Here is a 20,484-nt window from a genome sequence, read left to right as displayed (position 1 = left end):
CCGGCCGGCCAGCGTTGTCCGGAAAGGGAAAGGGACGTCCGGCCAGGACGTCCCTTTCCTTTCAGCCTGGGCTCTTAGCCGAGTCCGAGCTGGACGAACAGGAACCAGACGAGGAGCGGCACCACGCCGATCATCGCGATGGCCCACAGCAGCAGTGCACGGAAGAACATCCGCTCGTCCTTGGGCTGGGCGCTCGCCATCAGCAGGGCCCCGCTGGTGGACATGGGGCTGACGTCAACCACCGAGGAGCTGATGGCGATGGCCGTCACCACTCCCACGGGGGTGAGCAGCGGGTCCATGGCGATCGGTACGACCACGGGGCTGATGACGCCCAGGGTTCCGGTGGTGGAGGCGAAGGCCGAAACGATGGCCACCACGTAGCTGGCAATCAGCGCCGCGAGGGAACTGTTGCCCAGGCCGGCGATGCCTTCCTGGAGTTCCTTCAGGGCACCCATTTTCTCCAGCATGCCCACGTAGGTGACGATGCCGGTCACCAGGATGATGGCCGACCACGGCATGCTTTCCACCGCCGGCTTCTGCACGTTGGAGTCCAGGACGATCAGTACCGCGGCGATGACCAGCGAGGCAACTCCCACATCAAGTCCCAGGACGGTGGTGAGCACCAGCAGGGAGGCGATGCCCACCAGCGTGAGGATGCGCATGGGGGTGGCGGCCACCTTCTCCGGGCGGGTCCTGGTTCCGGCGGTCACCGAGGTCTGGGCCGGTGCGGTGAGCACGGCCGTTCCCGCGCCGCCGGAACCGGAAACGCCGCTCCCTGCGGGTGCGTCAGCACCGCCGTCGTTCTTCACGGCACTGTCGCCGCCGGCGGCACCTGCCTTGGCTGCCCGGCGCTTCATGATGGCCTGTACCAGGACGTAGGCGATCACGGCCAGGATGGCGTTGAAGATGAAGCAGTACGCGTAGAGCTTGAAAGAACCGTCAGCGGCGCCGGCGCTGGCCAGCATCTTGTTGCCGAGGACACCGAAGGGGTTGACCGGAGAGAACGCGCCGGCGTTCGCGCCCTGGACGATGACCAGGCCCATGGCCAGGGTGCTGATGCCGAACCGCATGCCCAGCGCCAGGCCCACCGGCGCGACGATGGCGATGGCGGCGGGCGTGAATGCGCCGGCGGAGGCCAACGCTGCCGTCAGCAGGAACATCAGGATGGGGACCAGGATTTTCCGGTCGCCGGCGAGCCGTTCAGCCCAGTAGGCCAGCAGGTCTATGGTGCCGTTGATCCGTACGATGGCGAACAGCAGGGTAGCGCCGACCAGGATGAAGAAAAGCCCGGCAGGGAATTGACCGATGACATCCTTGATGGACATGCCGGCCAGGAGGGTGCCGACGCCGAATGCGGCGACGGTGGCGAGCAGTCCGGCGTTGATCTTGGTGAAGGAACCGACGGCGAAGGCCGCCACCAGCACCAGGAACGCGATGAGTGAGAGCGACATGGTGCCAACCGCCTACGCGTTAGCCGGGGTGATGACACCGGCGCCGGACAGCAGGCTGCCCGCGCCGGTGATGGCGGGCTGGTGGCCGAGCGCCTTGAGGATCTCGTACGTGGTGGCGGTGGCCGCCGTGATGACCGGGAGCCCGAGCTCGTCCTCCACGGCCTGGACCGCGGCGAGCGACGGCATCTGGACGCAGGCGGACAGGACGACGGCGTCCGCGCCCTCGCGCTGCAGGCTGCGGGCCAGCGCGGGCAGGTTCTGGGGGTCAAGGCAGCCGACTTCGAGGTTGTCCGCCACTTCGAGGCTGATGGCGTCCAGCACCGTGATGCCCGACCCCTCGATGTAGTCCACCACCATCTTGGTCAGCGGCTTCATGTAGGGGGTGATCATGGCGACCTTGAGGGCGCCGACTTCATGCAGGGTCCGGACCAGAGCGCCGGCGCTGCTCGTGACCGGGGCGGGGTGTCCGTTGCCGGCGGCAGCGTCTGCGATGACCTTCTCGGAGCCCTCGTGGGCTTCCGGGCCCTGGGCCATGACGGCCACCAGGCAGGCGTAGGCGATGACGTCCACGTCGGCGTCAGAGACCGCTTCGGCGCACTGGGCTGCCTTGCCCACCATGGCCAGCAGTTCTTCCTTCGTGACTTTCTTCATGCCGGCGCGGGCGGAGTGGAAGGTGTACTTGTGGCCGGTTGCCTCGGCCTGGCGCCGGAACAGTTCCGGCAGCTCGGTCTCCATGGTGGTGTTGGAGCTGGGGACGATCAGTCCCACACGGCTCATCCCGGGGCGCTTGGGCTCGGGGGCGGTTTCACAGGCTGCTGCGGTGCTCATGGATTCTCCACGTCGTTGTGCTGAGGATGTGTTTTAGGGGGTAAACCCATAGAGTGGGTTGTAATCCCATGATGTGGGTCACTCCTGGGGGATGTCAAATGGATCACGTCCTGACGCTGCTCCCGGCTCACTAAGCTGGAGGCTTCCGGGGTAAGAAAATCGAAGGGGCGTTTGAACAGTGGTGAAGGAACCGGGAGCTGGGGCTTCCCCCTTGTTGGTCCTGCACAAGGTGGCGGAGATTCTGGACTGTTTCTCGGTGGAGGAGCCCGAGCCGACGCTGCAGCAAATCATCCGCAAGACGGGTCTGCCGTCCAGCACCTGCCAGCGGCTGGTCCAGAACATGCTCCGTGAAGGATTTTTGGACCGCGACGGCGACCGGTACCGGATCGGGATCGGCCTGGTCCGCTGGGCTACTCCCGGAACGTTCGGGCTGGACGTGGTCCGACTGGTGAAGCCGGTCCTGCAGCAGTTGCGTGACGAAACCGGGGAAACCGCCTGCCTGTACGTCCGGGACGGAGCCTTCCGGACCATCGTTGCGGTAGCCGAGACGCGGCACGTGGTGATGCGGCCGTTCATGGTGGGCATGGTTATGCCGCTGCACGCCGGTGCCCCCGGCAAAATTTTCCTGGCGTTTGACCCCGGGGCCTGGGATGCCTTGGACGAGCACGCGCTTGAGGGCTTTACGCCGGACACTCCGGTGTCCCTGGAGACGCTCCGGGAGCAGGCGGCGGTTGCCCGCCGGCAGGGGTTTTACGCGGCCTTCGGTGAACGCAACCAGGACGTGGGCTCCATCAGCGCGCCGGTCTTCGACCATGCCGGACGGCTTGCGTGCGCTGTGGGCCTGGGTTTCCCTACCCAGCGGATCGGGCCCGCCGATGTCGAGCGGCTGGGGCCGGTGGTAGCCCGCGCGGGACTGGAAGCCAGCCGTGCACTGGGGTACGACAGCAGCCAAGCCATCGGGTGAACCCGCCGGAGTAGGCATGGCTGCGGCGCCCCGGCAGGGGGAGATGCGGGGCTATTGGCCGCGTCCGGTACGGTGCCGCGGGCGCTGGGGGAGATGGAGACGCTGCCGGCGTTTTCTCCGGAAAGTTCGACGGCGGAAGCTGGGTTGGACGTAGCGTCGCCTAATTTTCTGGAACCGCCTCTGGACGCTGGGTAGCTAGGTATCCGAATCGGCGCGTAAGGCGTTAAAGCCAGGCGTGCAGCACATGTCGATTTTTCGAGTCTTGATCGGCGCCCGCCCTAACCCTTAAAAGCGAGTGGAATGTGCGTCAGGAGTCATCCCTCCAGGCGTCAGTTGATGCTTCAACATTCGTGTAATCTATCGAAGTCATCCGCACTTTCAAGGGGTTATTTTGCAATTCAAGCGTTCCGCCGGGATCTTTGCTTCTGGCGTTCTGTTGTCGATTTCCGGTTACATATTTGGTGCAATTTTCGCTGGCGCGGCTGCTGCATCAGCATCTTCCTACTACAGCCGTGGCAGTAATGGGTTCCTCATCTTCCTGGCCGTGCTGGGATTTGGCGCAGCACTGTCTGGCACGATCATGATGATCGTCGGTGCTTATCGGGCACTTGTGAAAATCGATGCCTTGCCTGTCCCGGTTGCCACAGCTCCGCAGCCAGCCGCGGATTCCGCACCGGTGGTGGAACAGCAGGCTTCCGCCGGCGCTGTCCAGTAAGGTCGTCGCCGAACCACCTTTGCAGAGGAACCCCCGCAGCAGTCTCTTGCTGCGGGGTTTCTTCTTTTCCGTTCAGGTTTTCTTTCCCGCGAACAAACGACCGCTGTCTCCTAACCGCCGCTTTCACAACTCTAGAGAGCGCATTTGGAACGAGCCGTCGGGGTCCATCATGGGCTGTTAGTGTCTCCGACCCCCAGTTTCTCTGAAAACTCGATAGGCGTTTATTTCGGCGGACCCTACCTAGCCGACGAAGATTGGCGCAATATGCTCGGTATGAAAAAAGTTGTTATCGCCAGCGTCGCCGCGGTTCTCCTCAGTTTTGGTGCAGTCACCGTGGCTGGACCTGGCAATGCGTCGACGGAGCCGCAGCAGGCCACTGGCCAGATCATCGTCAAGTTCCGCGACAACGGCGCGGCCGCGGGGGTGCTGCGTCAGCACAGCCTCAGCGAGGGTGCCGGCGTCGGCAGCACCGGCGCCCACGTTGTCAAGGTGCCCGCGGGGCAGGAATCCTCACTCATCGAAGCGCTGAGCCGGAACCCCGCCGTCGAGTACGCCGAGCCGGACGAGGTGGTTACCGCAACCACCTCTGACCAGTACTTCCCCCGCCAGTATGCCCTGCAGAACACGGGCCAGTCGTTTACCAATACGGCCAGCACGCTTACGGTGGCCGGGGGAACAGCGGATGCCGACGTAGACGCCGTCGAGGCATGGAGCGTCACGACGGGGAACGGCGTCAAGGTCGCGGTGCTCGATTCGGGTGTCGCAACCGATAACGCCGATATCAGCCCGAAGGTCGTACTCCGTGCTAACTTCAGCGGCGCGGCAACCAATGAAGACAATTACGGCCACGGCACCCACGTGGCCGGCATTGTCGCCGCCAGTTCCAACAACACGGTCGGCGTTGCCGGGACGTGCCCGGGCTGCACGATCCTGGCCGGCAAGGTGCTCAACGACAGCGGGGTCGGATCCAGCTCAAGCCTTGCGAACGGCATCAACTGGGCAGTGGCGAACGGTGCAAAGGTGATCAACATGAGCATCGGCGTCCGGGCGTCACGCAACCTGGAGACGGCCATCAACAACGCGTGGAGCAAGGGCGTGGTGCTTGTTGCCGCGGCAGGCAACGGCGGCAACCAGACCAAGATCTACCCGGCCGCCTACCCCAACGTCATTGCCGTCGCCGCTACCGACAACAAGGACGCCAAGGCATCATTCTCGACCTACGGGGCCAGCTGGGTGGACATCGCGGCGCCCGGAGTCAACGTCTACTCAACGTTCCCGAACCACACGTTCGTCCTGGGGACGCAGAACAGCCGCTCATTCGGTTACGACGTCGGCAACGGCACCTCGATGTCCTCGCCCATCGTCGCCGCAACTGCGGCTCTTGCCTTCAGCTCCCACCCCGGCGCCACGAACGCGTCGGTTCGGGCCAGTGTGGAATCGACCGCAGACAAGATTTCCGGCACCGGCACGTTCTGGGCTTATGGCCGCGTGAACGCAGACAAGGCCGTCCGGTAGGCATCGCTCTAAACGAAACGGCTCCGCCGGCTCGGCTGGGGGAGCCGTTTCGTTCAAGACTGGAGTGACTGCATCACCGAGAGGTGTCCGGCACGGTCGGCGATGAGGCACTTGGCCAGGTAGAAGGGCCGGTTGGCGTGCCGGGCGTACTGGGTCAGCACGAGGACGGGGTCCGAGGCCCGGAGGTCCAGCAGCTTCGCGCGGCTCGGGCCGACCTGGCTCAGGCCGATCTGGCACTCGCCCGGCCCCAGTCCCCGTCCTGCCGCCTTGTTGAGCGCCGTGAGCAAGGTGGTGCCGCCGTCGTCCGTGATTTCCAACGGCGCGGCGGCGCCGCCGGCGAAGCTGACCGGGAGGGCTGAGATGTTTTCCTGCAGGTGGGCGATGGGTTCGCCGTCGCGGATGAGGACGGACTCCCAGAGCCAGACGTCGCTGCCGGGCTCGACACCGACGCCGGGGGCGACGAATTCGGAGGCTGGCTGCTTCTCGACCTGGATGCGCTTGATCTGGACCTGGTGGCCGGGGCCGCCGAGGACTTCCTCGAAGGGGCGGATGCGTTCGATGCCGATGCGCGGGAGGGTGTCGGAGACGAACCGGCCGACGCCGCGGCGGGCGCGGATGAGGCCGTCCTCCTCGAGCAGCATGAGGGCCTCGCGGACGACGGTGCGGCTGACCTTCATGTCGGTGCCGAGTTCGGTCTCGGTGGGGAGCATGGAGCCGGGCTGCAGCAGGTTGTTGCGGATGGCTTCGGCGATCCGTGAGTAGACGGCGACCCGGAGCGGTGAGCCGGGCTGCGCCTCCACCGGCTGGGACAGGAACCGGACGGCGTCCTCGTGCACGTTTTGCCTCGCTTGCGTGTTGCTTTGGGGAGTCTCCAGCCTAGCAAGTGGTACGGGCTTGTTGGACAAGGTGCGTTTGGTCGCTTCAGAATTCTCGCGGCGACCGGGAAGCCAAACAAAGGCCCGTCCGCAGCCAGCAATCTGGCTGCGGACGGGCACCTTCTGTCGGCGGTCGCCGCGAAGTTCTTGGTAACCAGCGACTATCCGCCCGGAGGGTGACGCGCTGGCGCTTACAGCGGCCCGTATCCCGAAACGCCGACAAGGAACGTGGGACACGGCTCGTTGTAGAAGTCCACCTGGAAGGTCACACTCTGTCCGGCAGCCAGATCAGCATCGGGGGTGGCGAATCCGGTTTGGCTGCCCAGCAGCTTGCCCTTCGCGTCAAAGCAAGTGACATGGACTCCATAGGGCCCATTCAGCTTGTTTTTGGATGTGTTGGTTGCCTTCCCTGTGACCGACGTCCCCACGGCGTTGGCCTGGTTGACCTTCAGATCCTGGAAGTAGGGATCGCCTTCCAGAGGCTTTGAGGCCACCGTGAATTCGAGCTTGGCCGTGGCGGGCAGTTTCGCGTCAAAGTAGACATAACCCAGAGAGATGCCTCCTGCCGGTACCACTGCGGGGGAGAAGCCCTGGCTGCGTCCGGAGGCCAGGATTTTGCCAGTTGCATCCATGGCAGCCCCGGAGACGTCGACACTGGTGATCGTTTCATTGGTGCCATTCCGCACAGCCACAGGCACTGTAACGGACCCGATCATATCGACCTTGATAGGGGCCGAGGCGACGACGTCGACCTTGCCCGCGCCGCCTGCTGGGAAGATCGGTTTGGCGTTACCGGCGAGCCAACCGGCAGCGATGGCGTCTGCCGTGGTTCCCATCTTCACCTCGGCCGGTGCCGAAGTCGTGGCCGGTGCTGCCGACTCAGTGCTGCTGGCGGCTGCAGTGCCGCCGCCAGTCTGTGTGGCTGATGCGCCACAGCCGCTGACCGCCAATGCCAGCAATGCTGCCGCGACAGCGCCCAAATGCTTATTCAATGTGTCCCCCTCGGAGTGCTTGCTGCTCGTGTCTTCGTCGACAGCGGGCAGGATGAATCTATACGGGTAATTAGTACATGTAATGCCGGTAATGCATGCATCCGGATGTTCTGTGACGTCCGGGACCGCCTCCGGGCAGAACCGACATGAACGAAGTCGGGCCACGTCGCATTTCGGTGACCGCGACAGCCTCTGGTTAGCATCGGCGGTATGCGTAAACATTTGGTCGTCCTAGGGGCGATGGCACTACTTCTGGCCGCTTGCTCGGCACCTTCCACCCAAAGCTCCAATCAGGCAACGCCAGCCGCTTCTTCTTCGGCAGCTTCAGTTACGCCCACGCCCTCGGCGACCCCAACCGCCACGCCGACTCCGACCGTAGCCGCTGATGCAACATCGGTTGCTTCCTCCCTGAGGCTGAAGATTGCTAGCATCACGAAGATCACCACGGTGACCGAGGTGCTGGACTCGAACAAACTCCTGGGCCGGCCCAACCAGTACACGTCTGCGGCTTGGATCACAGACACCGGCGCCAGGGCCGGGGAGACCGGCATCGACGGAGGGGCCGTGGTTGAAGTGTTCGAGAACGAGGCGGACGCGAAGGTACGGTCCGCCTATATCTTGCGAGTTCTGAAAGAAGCGGGCCCCGTCTTCGGCACCGAGTGGCACCACCTGAAGGGAACCGTCCTGCTGAGGGTTAGTGGCCAGCTCAGCCCCAGCGTCAACAAACAGTACGCAGCGGCGTTCGGCTCCTAACTCATCATCACAAGGCCACAGGCCGTGTCGGGGAAGAAGGCCAACCTTCCAGGGGCGACACCTACCACGGCCTGTGACAGATGGTGGGACATCAGATTCGATTAGGGATCAACCAGCGCCGGGGTGGAGTCGGTTCAGCGCCCAGTCCCAGCGAATGAGTTCCTGCTCGAGGCGGACGGCTGGTCCGTAGGTGTCGTTGCCCAGCGCTTCATAGAGTGTCGACTCTTCGGCGCTAAGCCGGGTCAGCCCGGCCGGCGACGGCGATGGCTCACTGGTCCAGAAGTCCCGGTGCGCGAGCAGGGTTTCCTCGTCCATCAGCACGCTGGCTACGTGCGGGTGAACCCGGCGGAGCTGATCCAGGATCCCGAAACCGTGCGTGTCGATGTCGCCCCAGTACAGGACCACGCACTCGCGGAGCCATGCAGCGTCACGGATCGACGAGAAGCCATACCCGGCACCGTACAGGGCCAGCGTTCCGGCCCGTTCCGGTAATGCGAGGAAGTTGACCTGGTTCTCAGTCGCGATCACGGTGTGCACCGGCAGCCGCAACGTGCTGAATGCTTCGGCAGTGATAGTGATGTCCCGGGCGCCGCCAAGGGCAGGAATCGAAGGGTCGAGGATTCGGAACCGTACGAGTTCGGGCGGATGGTGGAACCCGTGCCGCCGGGCGAAGCGTGCCGCGGGAGTGCGGCCGGCACCGCTTTCCAGGGCAGCATCAGACTCGGCCGCATCTGGCTCGGGGACTTCGACTGACGCTTCCGCATCGACGTCCAGCTCGCGGCCATGGGAGCCACACCTAAGAGCGGCAAGCAGCTGATCAATAACCTGCCGGTGCCGCTCGATGAACTTCGTGTGCACTCCGGGCAGTCCCAGCTGCCGGACGTAGATTCCCGGCGCAGGATTGTCCCGCAGCCACAGCGCCACTCGTGCTGCTGTCACAGCATCCGAACCAAGCTCGAGCAGCTTCAACGGCCGCCGCGCCGCCCAGCCAGCCAGCAACGGATCCAGCTCACCGAGGGAAGCCGTCAGGTCCCGAAACCGCGCCGCCTCCCGGGACTTTCCGATGAAGCCAACCTCGTCCTCCACGGTGGCAAACACAGCCGCGGCCGGGATCCGGTTGGAGCCCACGGTCCGGCGCCCGACCTCCGCCGTTTCCAGCTCGTACGGGCCAACCCCGGCAAACAGCTCAGCCGCCCACCGCTGGGCCGCAGCATAATCGCTCCGGAGGCCCTCCGCCATCGGACGTTTCAACACACGGCGGCGCGGATACGCGCCCGACGGTTCCAGCAGCTCCCGCAGCAGCGCGCCGCTGTTCCACGCCTTCAGTGACAGCGCCCGCAACCCGGCGACGGTGGTCCAGGACTCAACCGGCACGCCGGTCCCGTTCGTCCCGGTATTCCTGGATGGTCATGTTGCGCAGCTGCGAATCATCGCCGTTGGTGTTCGCCACAAAGCCCACGTGCGACACAAACGGCTCGATCACGTGGATCTTCTGCAGCGGCGTGACGATCAGCAGCTGCAGCTTCATCCGCTGGAACAGCTGCAGCCCGTAGCGCGCGGACTCGTCGGACCCCCGCCCGAAGGCCTCGTCGATAACCACAAAGCGGAAGCTCCGCCCGCTGTTCGCCTTCTTGGACGCGGTCACCCCGGACCCCAGCCCGAACTGGAACGCCAACGCCGCCGCGAGGATGGTGTACGCCAGCTTCTCCTTCTGGCCGCCCGACTTGCCGCCGGAATCCGTGAAGTGTTCGAACTCCTCGCCCGTCTCGGTCCACTTCTCCGACGCCGAGAACGTGAACCAGTTCCGAACATCCGTGACCTTCGCCGTCCACCGCTCATCCAGAGTGGTCAGGCCGTCCCGTCCCCGGAAGCGCTCGATCAGCCGCTCCACCTGCAGGTACTTCTGCTCCGAGTACTGGTCCTCGTCGCCGATGGTCCCCTCCGAGCATGCCCTCAGATCCACGCCGAACTCGCGCACGTCCTGGTCCGAGCTGTTCTGGTGCTCCAGCTGGATGTGCCGGCCCGGGTTGTACTCGATGCCCGCCAGCGACTGGTTGATCTCGCCGATCCGGTTCACGATGTCCTGCCGCCGGCTGTCCAGGAACGCGTTGAACGCCACCACCTCGTGGATGGTGTTCTGGTTCAGCGACTCCTTGAAGTGCGCCTCGAACCGGGGAAGGTCGTTGCTGACCAGCTGCTCCAGCAGCCGGTTGTAGTCCGCCGCGGCCTCGAGCGCGGCGTCGATGTCCGTGGTCTCGTTCGGGTACTTGTTGCGGAAATCGGCCATCAGACGGACAGTGCCCTCCGCCGCCCGGGCGATCCGCTTGGAGAGCGCGTCGATGGTGTCCGTCAGCCCGGACCGCACTGAACTCTCCGCGGAGCCCGTGTTCTTGTACGTCAGCGTCTTGTCCCCGAGTGCCGCTTTGGTGAGATGTTCGACGGCGGCCAGCACCCCGCCGTCGTCCGTCAGGGGAGTCTCGGCGAGAGTTTCCTGACAGTCCGCAATCGCCTCAGCAATGTCTTTCGAGTCCTTATTATTTTCGCCCAGTCGCTGCTGCAGTTTGCCGGCCCGCTCCTCCAGCCGTTCCAGCTCCGCGGTCACCGCGGACTCCTTGGTGGTCAGTTGCTTGAGCACGTCGCTGGCAGTTTCCAGCTCAAGCTTCTCGGCCTTGAGCTCCTCGATCCGCCGGGCCGTGAGATGCCAGCTGATCTCGGCGAAGTCCGCCACCGACCGGACGGTGCCCAGCTGCTGGTTCTGCCGGCCCAGCGCGCCGAGGCTCCCGTTCACCCTGGCCAGCTGCGCCTCGGTGACCTTCAGCTGGCCCCTGACCTCGTCCTGCTCGGCGAGGAAGCGGCTGATCTTGTCGTGGTTGTCCCAGCCGAGCACGTAGTTGCGCCGGTCCGTGAGCTCCCGCCGGTCGTCCTTCTCGTGCCTCCCGCGGCCGCCCTTGAGCTGCCCGTTGACCGTGAGCGCCTTGGGGTAGCGGCGGAAATCCTCAAGGGTGTCGCAGCAGAAGTGGTCGAACCGGGTGGCGAGCTCGTCCAGCAGGAAGTTGCGGAACGGCGTGCCCGGCTTGATGGCGATCTTCGCGGCCAGCGTGCCCGGCTCCGCCGCCCTGGCCGTGGGCGCTTCGCCGATCCTCAGGTAGACCAGCCGGCCCCTCAGGTTGTTGGCATCCACCCAGCTGCTCACGGCCGCATAGTGTTCGGCCGGCACCAGCAGGGACAGCGCGAAGCCGTGCAGCGTGCGTTCCGCCGCACCCTCCCACGCGCCCTCGCCGTCCCTTACCCTTAGGAGCTCCCCGGCGTACGGCAGCGACGCTTCCGCGATGCCCGTGCCGTCACACAGCCGACGGCGGAGCTCCAGTTGGGGGATCGGCAGCAGGTTGGGTCGGGACTGCAGGCTGCGCAGCTCCTTGCCGATCTCGGTCAGGCGCGCGTTGAGTTCGGTGCGGGTGATGGTCAGGTTGGTCCGCTGGTCCTGCAGATCGTCGGACTGTTCGGCAAGCTGCTTCTCGACGTCGCCGAGCCGTGCCCTGTTGCCGTCGAAGAGCACTGGGTCCTCGGGCGGACGCAGCCCCAGGTCCTTCGCGGCCTCGGCGTAGGTGTCGAAGCGCTGGCGCTGGGTCCGTGATTCGACGGCGAGCCGCGCGATGTCGGCGTCGATCGCGGCGAGCCGGCCGCCGCCGTTGGTGCGGATGTCTTCCTGGACGGCGGACAACTCGTGCCGCTTTCCGGTGATCTCGGTGCGCAGCTTGGTGCTGTCCTCCTGCAGCCGTTCGCCGGTGCGTTCCAGTTCGCGTTGGTGTTCGAGGCTCAGCTGCAGCTTCCGGTCGGTGAACCAGGGGTGCAGCTGGTCACGCTGCTGGCGGGCCAGCTCGTCCTCGCGGCTCAGCTTCGCGTGCTGCGCGGCGCCGTCCGTGATGGGCGTCAGCAGCGCGATCTGGTCCTTGGCCCGCAGCACCGCGTCGTGGGCCTTTTTCAGGTCGTCGAAGTGGTGGATGAGGTTGCCGATGCGCTCGCCGATGTTGTCCTCCTCCAGCATGTTGGTGCGCACGAAGGAGGTGATGTTCTCCACCTGCTTCATGGACACCGTGCGGTGGAACAGCTCCATGGCCTGGTTGCCGCTGATGCCGAACTGCCGCTTGAAGGCCGCGGCGTAGGGCTCGAAGGTGTCGTGCACGGCGGCGCCGGCGGCGCGGAGTTTCTTCTTCAGCTTGGCCGGGTCCTGGCCGAAGTTGGAGAAGTCGGCCGCGATGGACTGGTCCGCCTCGGCGAGGGAGTAGAAGCGGCTGGGCTGGCCCGCCTCCTGCGTGGCCCACAGCGTGATGGCCAGGGTGACCGACTTGCCCAGCACGGCGTTGTGGAAGACGGCGAGCACCACGGTCAGCGCCCCGGTGCTGCGCAGCGCCACCGGCTTGGAGTACTCGCCGCCGGTGCTGCGCGTGCTCTTGTGGAAGCCGCGCACGTACGACATCAGCGAGCGTTCCTTCTTCTGCGCGCCGGCCGCCTTGTTGTACTCGATCTTGTTGGCCGGCAGCAGCAGCGTGGTGATCGCGTCCACCACCGTCGACTTGCCCGAGCCGATGTCCCCGGTGAGCAGGCTGTTCGCCCCGTCCAGCCGGAACGTCCGCACGCCCTGGTGGAACGTGCCCCAGTTGAGGAGCTCCAGACGGTGCAGCCGGAAGCCCGGGGGAGTCCCGCCGTCGTCCGTTTTTTCCTCCAGGCTGAACAGCGTGTCCTGCAGGTCGGCGGTCACTTGGCGTCCTCCTCTTTGGCGGGGCCGGCTCCGGCGGGCCCTGTTCCCGAAAGCGACGAGCGGTAGTCCGCCAGCCGCGCATCGAACTCCTCCAACCACTGCGCGTCCACGAACGCCTTGAGGATCCGGGCCACCTCGTAGGTGCCGGGCTGGCCGCGGAGTTTGCGCAGGAAGCCGAGGTCCACCACCTTCCTGATGTCGGTGGCGAGCCGGTCCATGATCCGTGCCTCGTTGCTGGACTCGGGTAGGAAGACGGCCACCATGTCCGCGATGTCCTGCTCCGTCATGATGAGCCGGAGCTCGCTGCTGTTGGTGTCGAACTCCAGCATCCGGCCGCGCAGGAGGGCCAGCAGCAGGCTGACGTTGAAGGTCAGCTGTCGGCGCGGGATCAGCCGGGGGAGCGTGCCGTCATGGTCCTCGCGCGACTTCAGGAACGCGTAGCCCTCGGACTCGTCCAGGATCAGGTCCAGCCCCAGCACGGAGACGTAGTCGCGGACCTGCGAGGACAGGCCCAGCAGTGACTGCCAGAGCTTCTCGTCCCCCTCGGCGTACAGCACGCCTTTGAAGAGCCGGGTGACGACGCCGGGAAGTTCCTCGGGCGTGCGGCTGTCCGTTTCGGCTGTGGCTGGGAAATTCGCTGCCGGATTCATGCGGGCCTTCCGAAGATGATCTGTTCGAGGGTGGCTTCGCGGATGCTGCCGTCGTCCAGCTGCCACGCTATCCGCTGCTCGGCGTCCGGGTTGATGGTGGCCCAGTCCGATTCCGTGGCCAGCTGGTAGTAGGCCACGATCTCCGCGAGCCCCTGTTCCACCGGGTGCTTCTCTGTGACCTCCGCGAGGGTTGCCTGCTCTTGTTCGGCCTCGGCGAGGACGGCGTCGATGTTGGCCTTGAGGCGTTCCTTGTCCACGTGGAACTGGCTGAACAGGGCACCGGCGTCCACGTCGGCGTCGTCGGCGGTTTCGATGTTGTCCTCCAACATGACCCGCCGGCTCGGCTCATAAAGCGGGCGTTCGAAGGGGAGCGTGATGTCCACTGACGGCGCGCTTATGTCGATGAAGTCCCCGTGCGGGGGCTGCTCCCTGGTGGCGAGGGCGCCGGACTCGACGCTGCGGATGAGCTGCATGATGCGCTTGTTCTCCAGGAACACCTTGTCATCAAGCAGCCGGCGCATCTGCTGGGAGAGCTGGCGGACGGTGCCCTGGGTCTGCTCGACGGCGGGCAGCCAGTCCTGGTGCAGGTTGGCGACGGCGTGCAGGTTGTCGGTTTCCGCGAGTGCCTCAATCTGGGTGGCGCGCTGGAGGAGTTCCTGCAGTTTCCTCCTCGACTCCGGGGACATGAGGTAGTCCCAGAAGCCCTGGAACGTCCGGCCCTGCAGGGAGCTGCTGATGTCCTGCTGGTTGGCGAAGATCGATTCCAGCAGCTCGCCCTGGGTGCCGTCCCAGGTGGCGATCTGCTCGCGGACCTGGCGGTCCAGCTTGCGGAAGTTCTGTTCGACCTCGCGGAAGTCGCTCAGCAGGTCCTTGGCCAGTGCTTGCAGCTGCTGGAAGTGGTCCAGCGCTTCGGGCGCCGACATGACGCGGATGTTGCCGTCGCGGATGCGCTGCATTTCGGCGTCGATGTTGTCTCTTTGTTTTTGGAGCTCATTCAGGCGTACCTCGGGGTCCGTCTCGGACTGCTGGACGAGCCGCTCGAGGACGGCGAAGATGCTGGTGAGCCGCGACTGGGTGGCCACGAAGTCCCGTCCCCGCAGGCTTTCCACCCAGCGGACCACGTCCTCCGCCGCGGCGGTGAGGTCGTAGCGCGGCTCGTCCTGGCCCTGGATGTAGTACTTCCGCAGCCAGGCCTTTTCCGGTGCGGCCCAGTCATCCAGGTACTCGGCGGCCTGGCGCGGGAACTTGTCCTCGCCGTAGGCGTCGCGCAGGCCGAAGAGCACGTCGTCGAGGCTGTCGATGAGCCGCTGCCGGCCGAGGTTTCTCTGGTTCGGTCCGGTGAAGGCCGCCATGAAGAACGAGATCGCGAGCGGGGCATTCTGGGCGCGCAGCAGGGACCAGCCTGCATGGTTCTCACGCAGCGCGTTGATTGCGTAGTAGTCCATCCGGTCCTCGCTGCTCCGCCTCACGTCCTGGTAGTTCACTCTAAGGGTCACCTCGGACATTCAAAGGCAACGCGGGGTCACTTACCGCCCAATTCCGGGCCCCAATGCGGCGCCAAGTGACCCCGCGTTGCAGTAGCGGTGGGCCATCCCGGCCGGGCTCCGATTGCACCCATAAGACCTTCGCCGATCTTGCCTGAAACTTTCGGTGATCTTGCCCGAACGGGGTCACCATCCATTCCATAGCTTGGAAGGAATGGACATCATGAACGACTTTGTTCCCCGTCCGCATGAACCGTATGACGCGCATTGGGTGATCAAACACGACCTGGCGAATATCATCGCCAAGTACACCACAGGGGCGATTACGAAACAGCCGCCGTCTACATCGAGGCACTTGCCCGCTTCGGCGACGACTGAATCTGCTTCCGACGGGCTCGACCAGCGGGTCTGGGCAAGCGGCCGGCGCCCGCCGACGCAGGGCCCGGAGTTTTTGTGCAGATAACGGCCGCTAAGGGGCCTCCGGAAGCCATTATCTGGACGAAAATTCCACGCATGCTGCGGCGGCCACGCCCTTGCCCCGGCGTCAGGCCTTCAGGTTTTCGCAGCGTTGAGCCTTCCTTCGCTCCAAACTCCTGCGGGCCCTGCCTTTGCCCGAAGCCCTGCCGCGAAGGAACAGTTGCTCGGCGAAAGTCAGCGCGCCCTCGACGAGAAAGAGTATGAAGTCAAAAAGCATGAGGCCCCCTCTGTGGCTTCTGTTTGAAGCCCCTATGCCCCAGTCTGCCCTAGTGTCTGTAGACTTCACCGGTTGGTGGGGTCGCTGTCAAAGGTGTGCCACGGTCACCGTGGGAACAAGCAAGGGCGATAACCGGACCATCGTCACCGACCCCCGCCGGCATGTTCGCCGTCGTCAAGGGTGATGTCCTCATAGACAAGGACGCCCACCCGCCGCCGCCCGCTTCACCGGCTGGCTCTCCTCACCCGCTGGCTCTCCTCACCCGCTGGCTCTCAGCCCATTGGAGCCGGCCGGCAGCCGTCCGATTTAAGGAACACGCATTGCAGATCAACAAGCAGACGCTAAAAGACGACGGCTTCGTTGGATTCAGGTCATTTGATCAGCTGGATATCAACCGGGTTCCGCGGGCCCCCGGAATCTATGTGGTGCTCAAACCCGAGGGCTTCGAACGGGTGTTCCTTGCGAAGAGCTTGGGAGCCCGCTTTAAAAAGCGGGATCCATCCCTGCCCCAACCCGCCTTGGAGGCCGAGTGGATCGAGAACGCGGATGTCCTGTACATCGGAAAAGCCGGCCCAGGAAGCACGGGCAACCGCGGACTGCGAAAGCATATTCAGGAGTTCACTGACTTCGGCCGCGGGAGGCCTGTCGGCCATTGGGACGGGCGGCTCATCTGGCAACTCGCCGGCTCCCAGTCGCTGGTTATCGCGTGGAAGGAGTTGGCACCAGAGGAGGTGAATCATGCCGAAGCCGCGTACCACGCGGAATTCGTCAGGATTTACGGAAAGCTGCCCTTCGCCAACCTGGTCCAGGCCAGGACAAAGGGAGCATAAGCCTTTGGGGTGACCGCCCGCTCTGCAAGCCGCAGCGGGGCCGGGCACCTACAAGCGATGCACCTGCAAGCGAGCAGGCGCTATCCAGGACCGCGGGGCGCATACTGGGCTCAGCGCCAGAAGGCTTGGTCGTTTGGGAGTGGTGAGGGTGATGGTTGATTCAAACTTTGATGGCGTGGTCGAGCGTCTGGGTGCCGCGCTTGGCGAGATCGTGAAGGGTGATCCTGGGCCCTTTCAGGCGCTGTTCGCCAAGAATGACGAGGTGACTTTGGCCAATCCCTTCGGCGGCGTTTCCCGAGGGTGGGACAACGTCACGACCACTGTCGCCAAGGCAGCGGCGATTTACCGTGACGGAGAGGTCATCTCCCTGGAAAACCAGGCCACCGCCGTCGTAGGGGACCTTGCCTACGTGGTGCTCATCGAGCGGTTCAGGGTTCGGGTTGCGGGACGTGCCGATCTGGATGACGTGGCCCTCCGCACGACGAACATCTACCGGCGGGAGGGCAACGAATGGCTGCTTGTCCACCGCCAGGCTGATCCCCGGGTTGGTGCACAGGCGCCCGAGTCGGTAATCCAGTAAGACGCTCACTCGTCGACCCAGCGCGTCTTGTTTGCTGGGTTCTGCTTTAGGGCGGACTGCACTACCTTTTTTCTATGGCCACGGGCAGCGTTGCCCTGACCCTTTATAGGAATTTCTACTCAGTGAGGAGTGGGAAAAGGTCATGCCTCTACGGACCAAAATCTTTCTGGGTGTCCTGGTCTTGTTGTTGGTTGTCGGCGGGGGAGTGTTTTTGTACAACGACAACGTGAAAAGGAGCCGGGCCGGGGAGTACAACCCCGAGATCAGTCCGGCAGATTTCAGCACCAACATCACCAATAAGTACTTCGCACTCCCCATCGGCAAGAAAATGACATATGAGACGGCCGCCCAGGGAGGACCTGCCGAACGGATCGAGATTGAGATCCTGCCGGAGAAAAAGCGGATCGAGGGCTTTGAAACCGTCGTTTATCTGGACAAGGAATACAAAAACGGCCAGCTGGTGGAGGAAACCAGGGACTACCTTGCGCAGCACAAGAACGGTGACGTGTGGTACTTCGGGGAAGATGTGAATAACTATTGGAACGGGTTCCTGCTGCACCATGGGGGCAGCTTCCTCCATGGAAAAGACGGGGCAAAAGCCGGGATCTGGATGAAGGCCGACCAGCGCGTGGGCGATTCCTACCGGCAGGAATTCTACATTGGCAGCGCGGAGGACATGAGGGATACCGTCGCCACCGGCCAGACCGTCTCCACGAAAGCCGGCAAATACACCGACTGCGTCAAGGTGTTGGATTGGTCGCCGCTTGAGAATGCACGGGAGCACAAATATTACTGCCCCGAGGTCAAAACATTGGTCCTGACCGAGGATCTCCAGTCGGGCAGCAGGTCGGAACTCGTGAATGTTGTCGAGCCCTAGGAGAAACGGGAAGGCACCGGGCCTGCTTCCTTCGCCACCTCGGGAGACCCTGACTTTTTGTCCAGATCGTGGCTGCTAAAAGGCCAACGCGGGGTCACTTGGCGCCCCATTAAGGGCGCTCATTGGGCGCTAAGTGACCCCGCGTTGCAGTAGGGCAACCGTCAGCTGGCGACCTTCTCCTTTTCAGCCTCCTTGGCCTTCATCCACTCAGTCAGCCACGGGGCGCGGACGCTCGAGGTGATGCGGCAGTCGGCCACGAACGTGCCCTTGGCGCCGGCGTCGATCCACTCCGTGAGCGCGGAGAGGTCCGACAGCTTGCGGATGATCGCGGATTCCGCCCCGATCGCGCGGGCAATCCCGCTGAAGTCCACTTCGGGGATCAGCATGGGCTTTTCGGTCAGGCCCTGCGAACCGTACTGATGGATCTCGGCCCCGTAGGCGGCGTCGTTGTAAATCACGACGACGGCGCTGCTCGCCGCGCCCACCAACGACTCCAGGTCGGACAGGCCCATCAGGAATCCGCCGTCGCCCGCGGCCAGCACCAGGGTGTTGCCGTCGTCCACGGCCCGGGAGGCCCCGACGGCGCTGGCCAGGCCGAGGCCGATCGACTGGAACGCCGTGCCCACCATGACCAGGTCCTGCGGGCGCGGGATGCGCCAGTACATGGGTGCCCAGCCCAGGAAGTGCCCGCCGTCCTGGACCACGGTGCGGCGTTCCGGCAGGACGGCATCCAGTGCCGTGGCCAGCGCCCTGGGGTCTAGGCGGCCGTCCACGGTCTCCGCGCTGCCGGGGTGGTGGCCGGGTCCTTCGGCCAGACGCGTCAGTGCTTCCGCGCGCCAGGCCTTGGACGCGGCGGCGTCATCCAGCAGCCGGAGGAGCCGGCCCGCGGCAGCCTTCGCGTCCGCACTGACGAACAGGTCCACTCGCGGGTTGGTCGGCTCCAGGGCGGCGTCGATCTGGATCACGGTGGCGTCCGGGCTGATCAGGTGGCCGAAGCGCATCGTGAACGGGCTCAGGCTTGCTCCCGCCACAAGCACCACGTCCGCCTCGCCCATCACCCCGGCGGCGGCATCCGTGCCGAAGCCGCCCGCGACGCCGAGGTAGCCCTCGCCCGCCAGCAGGTTCAGTGCCAGCGCCGTCCCTGCTGTGAGCGCGCCGAGGCGGTCGGCGAGTTCCCGGAGTTCGGGGCCGGCACCGGCGAGGTGCGCACCGCGGCCGGCCAGGATGAGCGGCCGCTTCGCGCCGGCGAGCAGTTCGGCCACCCGGCCGATTCCGCCGTCGGCGTCGTCCCTCAGGGCAGCCGCCGTCGGCGGCACGGGAAGCTCTTCGTCCGCCGCCTCAACGGCCGCCAGGTCGTACGGCACGGCAATCACGACGGCGGTGCGCCGGGCAAGTGCGTACTGCACCGCTTCCTGGGTAATGGAGCCGGCGGCATCACGGGTCACCGTGAAGGTCGCCGCGCCCAGCCCTGCGGCGATGGCCGCCTGGTCCACGTCCCAGGGGCGGGGGCCGCTGCTCGGTGCGTCGCCGGTCACGAGTACCACGGGGATCTGCGCCTGGACCGCTTCCGCGAGGGCCGTCAGGGCGTTGGTGTAGCCGGGGCCGTAGGTGGTGGTCCCCACGGCGAGGCGCCCGGATGCCCGGTAGTAGGCGTCCGCCGCCGCGATGGCGGCACCTTCATGGCGCACCGCGGTGAAGCGGAGGCCCTCCTTCTCGGCGGCGTCCAGGAAGTAGACGTTGCCGTTGCCCATCACACCGAACACATCGCTGACATAGCTGCTGAGAACCTGCGCCACCCGGCCGGACACTGTAAGAGAAGTCATGCAGGAATCGTCGGATCTGGATCGTGGATAGGCAAGAGACCGGGTTTTGGCTGGGATTTTTGTCAGTTCTCCTGTCCTTTTAGTGAAAATATGCCCAGAAGTGGTGTGGGTCACTCTGAGTTAGCCGGGCTGGCGGCTCTCCTGCTGTGACAGCCGGGCAAGCAGGCCGTCGTAGCGGGGCGGCATGAGCTCCACGACGGAGATGGCCGTGCTGGTCCGCTGGATCCCGTCGATTTCCAGGATCTGGTTGGTGATGCGGTAGAGATCGGCCGTATCCCGGGCCACCACCTTGGCCATGAGGTCCGCATCTCCCGTGGTGGCATGCACCTCGATGACCTCCGGAATCGCTTCGAGTCCACTTTCGACCGATTTGGCGCGGGCCTGGCTGATGGCCAGTGAGAGGAAAGCCAGCAGGCCGTAGCCGAGCGCCGCGGGGTCCAGTCTCCGGCTGAAGGACCTGAGGGCGCCGCCGCTTTCCAGCTTCGCCAGGCGCGCGTGCACGGTGTTGCGTGCGACGCCGAGCGTCCGGGAAAGTGCCAGGGCGCTGGCTTCCGGGTCCTTGTCGAGCGCGAGGATGATCCTGGCGTCCAGGGAATCGAAGGTGCGGGGAGCCGGGCTGGTCATATTTTCACCACAGACGATAGAAGTTGAGCAGAAATCCCAAGGCATCCAGAGTATCTTGCAATGTGGCCGG

At 64.9% G+C, this 20,484-nt stretch carries 19 protein-coding genes; 8 read left to right on the top strand and 11 right to left on the bottom strand.

Annotated elements, in window-relative coordinates:
- Positions 1 to 74: 74 nt before the first annotated feature.
- Complete coding sequence (locus ACFVTE_RS14750; protein ID WP_387101543.1) at positions 75 to 1,451, bottom strand: SLC13 family permease; 1,377 nt, start codon at positions 1,449 to 1,451, stop codon at positions 75 to 77.
- Positions 1,452 to 1,463: 12 nt separating this feature from the next.
- On the bottom strand, positions 1,464 to 2,279 hold the full coding sequence (locus tag ACFVTE_RS14745) for an Asp/Glu racemase (protein ID WP_387101541.1): 816 nt from the start codon (positions 2,277 to 2,279) through the stop codon (positions 1,464 to 1,466).
- 178 nt (positions 2,280 to 2,457) lie between these two features.
- On the opposite strand from ACFVTE_RS14745, the gene ACFVTE_RS14740 reads away from it, so the two are divergent.
- From ACFVTE_RS14740 to ACFVTE_RS14730, 3 genes are all read left to right on the top strand, one after another.
- On the top strand, positions 2,458 to 3,243 hold the full coding sequence (locus tag ACFVTE_RS14740) for an IclR family transcriptional regulator (protein ID WP_387101539.1): 786 nt from the start codon (positions 2,458 to 2,460) through the stop codon (positions 3,241 to 3,243).
- Between the two features lie 391 nt (positions 3,244 to 3,634).
- Complete coding sequence (locus tag ACFVTE_RS14735; RefSeq protein WP_387101538.1) at positions 3,635 to 3,958, top strand: hypothetical protein; 324 nt, start codon at positions 3,635 to 3,637, stop codon at positions 3,956 to 3,958.
- A gap of 273 nt (positions 3,959 to 4,231) precedes the next feature.
- Entirely contained in the window at positions 4,232 to 5,473 is a 1,242-nt protein-coding gene (locus ACFVTE_RS14730; protein ID WP_387101537.1) for a S8 family serine peptidase, read from the top strand.
- 53 nt (positions 5,474 to 5,526) lie between these two features.
- On the opposite strand, the gene ACFVTE_RS14725 is transcribed toward ACFVTE_RS14730, so the two are convergent.
- The 3 genes from ACFVTE_RS14725 to ACFVTE_RS14715 form a co-directional block, all read right to left on the bottom strand.
- Positions 5,527 to 6,309, bottom strand: coding sequence for a GntR family transcriptional regulator (locus ACFVTE_RS14725; protein ID WP_387101536.1), 783 nt, complete (start codon positions 6,307 to 6,309; stop codon positions 5,527 to 5,529).
- A 230-nt stretch (positions 6,310 to 6,539) separates the two neighbouring features.
- On the bottom strand, positions 6,540 to 7,562 hold the full coding sequence (locus tag ACFVTE_RS14720; RefSeq protein WP_387101535.1) for an FxLYD domain-containing protein: 1,023 nt from the start codon (positions 7,560 to 7,562) through the stop codon (positions 6,540 to 6,542).
- Between the two features lie 68 nt (positions 7,563 to 7,630).
- Positions 7,631 to 7,774 (bottom strand): hypothetical protein, encoded by a 144-nt coding sequence (locus ACFVTE_RS14715; protein ID WP_387101534.1) that lies wholly within the window; start codon positions 7,772 to 7,774, stop codon positions 7,631 to 7,633.
- Positions 7,775 to 7,787: 13 nt separating this feature from the next.
- Between ACFVTE_RS14715 and ACFVTE_RS14710 the strand changes: the two genes are divergently transcribed.
- Positions 7,788 to 8,093: a hypothetical protein gene (locus ACFVTE_RS14710; protein ID WP_387101533.1), complete on the top strand. Its 306-nt coding sequence runs from the start codon at positions 7,788 to 7,790 to the stop codon at positions 8,091 to 8,093.
- Between the two features lie 108 nt (positions 8,094 to 8,201).
- Here ACFVTE_RS14710 and ACFVTE_RS14705 read toward each other — a convergent pair whose 3' ends face one another.
- The 4 genes from ACFVTE_RS14705 to ACFVTE_RS14690 are packed head-to-tail and all read right to left on the bottom strand — an operon-like array spanning position 8,202 to position 14,998.
- Positions 8,202 to 9,467, bottom strand: coding sequence for a Wadjet anti-phage system protein JetD domain-containing protein (locus ACFVTE_RS14705; RefSeq protein ID WP_387101532.1), 1,266 nt, complete (start codon positions 9,465 to 9,467; stop codon positions 8,202 to 8,204).
- Positions 9,457 to 12,852 carry an ATP-binding protein gene (locus ACFVTE_RS14700; RefSeq protein ID WP_387101531.1) on the bottom strand — a complete coding sequence of 1,132 codons (3,396 nt, stop codon included), beginning with the start codon at positions 12,850 to 12,852 and terminating at the stop codon, positions 9,457 to 9,459. The genes ACFVTE_RS14705 and ACFVTE_RS14700 overlap by 11 nt, the downstream gene beginning before the upstream one ends.
- A complete protein-coding gene (locus tag ACFVTE_RS14695; protein WP_387101529.1) occupies positions 12,849 to 13,502 on the bottom strand; it encodes a DUF4194 domain-containing protein in 654 nt (217 codons plus the stop codon). The genes ACFVTE_RS14700 and ACFVTE_RS14695 overlap by 4 nt, the downstream gene beginning before the upstream one ends.
- Positions 13,499 to 14,998, bottom strand: coding sequence for a DUF3375 domain-containing protein (locus ACFVTE_RS14690; RefSeq protein WP_387101527.1), 1,500 nt, complete (start codon positions 14,996 to 14,998; stop codon positions 13,499 to 13,501). The genes ACFVTE_RS14695 and ACFVTE_RS14690 overlap by 4 nt, the downstream gene beginning before the upstream one ends.
- A 211-nt stretch (positions 14,999 to 15,209) precedes the next feature.
- Here ACFVTE_RS14690 and ACFVTE_RS14685 point away from each other — a divergent pair, with 211 nt between their 5' ends.
- From ACFVTE_RS14685 to ACFVTE_RS14670, 4 genes are all read left to right on the top strand, one after another.
- On the top strand, positions 15,210 to 15,449 hold the full coding sequence (locus tag ACFVTE_RS14685) for a hypothetical protein (RefSeq protein ID WP_387101525.1): 240 nt from the start codon (positions 15,210 to 15,212) through the stop codon (positions 15,447 to 15,449).
- 551 nt (positions 15,450 to 16,000) lie between these two features.
- Positions 16,001 to 16,510, top strand: a complete 510-nt coding sequence (locus tag ACFVTE_RS14680; protein ID WP_387101523.1) for a hypothetical protein — start codon at positions 16,001 to 16,003, stop codon at positions 16,508 to 16,510.
- Positions 16,511 to 16,661: 151 nt separating this feature from the next.
- Positions 16,662 to 17,090, top strand: a complete 429-nt coding sequence (locus ACFVTE_RS14675) for a YybH family protein (protein ID WP_387101521.1) — start codon at positions 16,662 to 16,664, stop codon at positions 17,088 to 17,090.
- Between the two features lie 142 nt (positions 17,091 to 17,232).
- Positions 17,233 to 17,967: a hypothetical protein gene (locus ACFVTE_RS14670; protein ID WP_387101519.1), complete on the top strand. Its 735-nt coding sequence runs from the start codon at positions 17,233 to 17,235 to the stop codon at positions 17,965 to 17,967.
- A 161-nt stretch (positions 17,968 to 18,128) separates the two neighbouring features.
- Here ACFVTE_RS14670 and ACFVTE_RS14665 read toward each other — a convergent pair whose 3' ends face one another.
- On the bottom strand, positions 18,129 to 19,790 hold the full coding sequence (locus tag ACFVTE_RS14665; RefSeq protein WP_387101517.1) for a thiamine pyrophosphate-binding protein: 1,662 nt from the start codon (positions 19,788 to 19,790) through the stop codon (positions 18,129 to 18,131).
- Between the two features lie 120 nt (positions 19,791 to 19,910).
- A complete protein-coding gene (locus ACFVTE_RS14660; protein ID WP_387101515.1) occupies positions 19,911 to 20,414 on the bottom strand; it encodes an Lrp/AsnC family transcriptional regulator in 504 nt (167 codons plus the stop codon).
- Between the last annotated feature and the right edge of the window lie 70 nt (positions 20,415 to 20,484).

The sequence above is a fragment of the Arthrobacter sp. NPDC058097 genome (assembly GCF_042884885.1).
In the GTDB taxonomy this organism is placed as follows: domain Bacteria; phylum Actinomycetota; class Actinomycetes; order Actinomycetales; family Micrococcaceae; genus Arthrobacter.
This window is presented reverse-complemented; position numbering and strand designations above follow the sequence as displayed.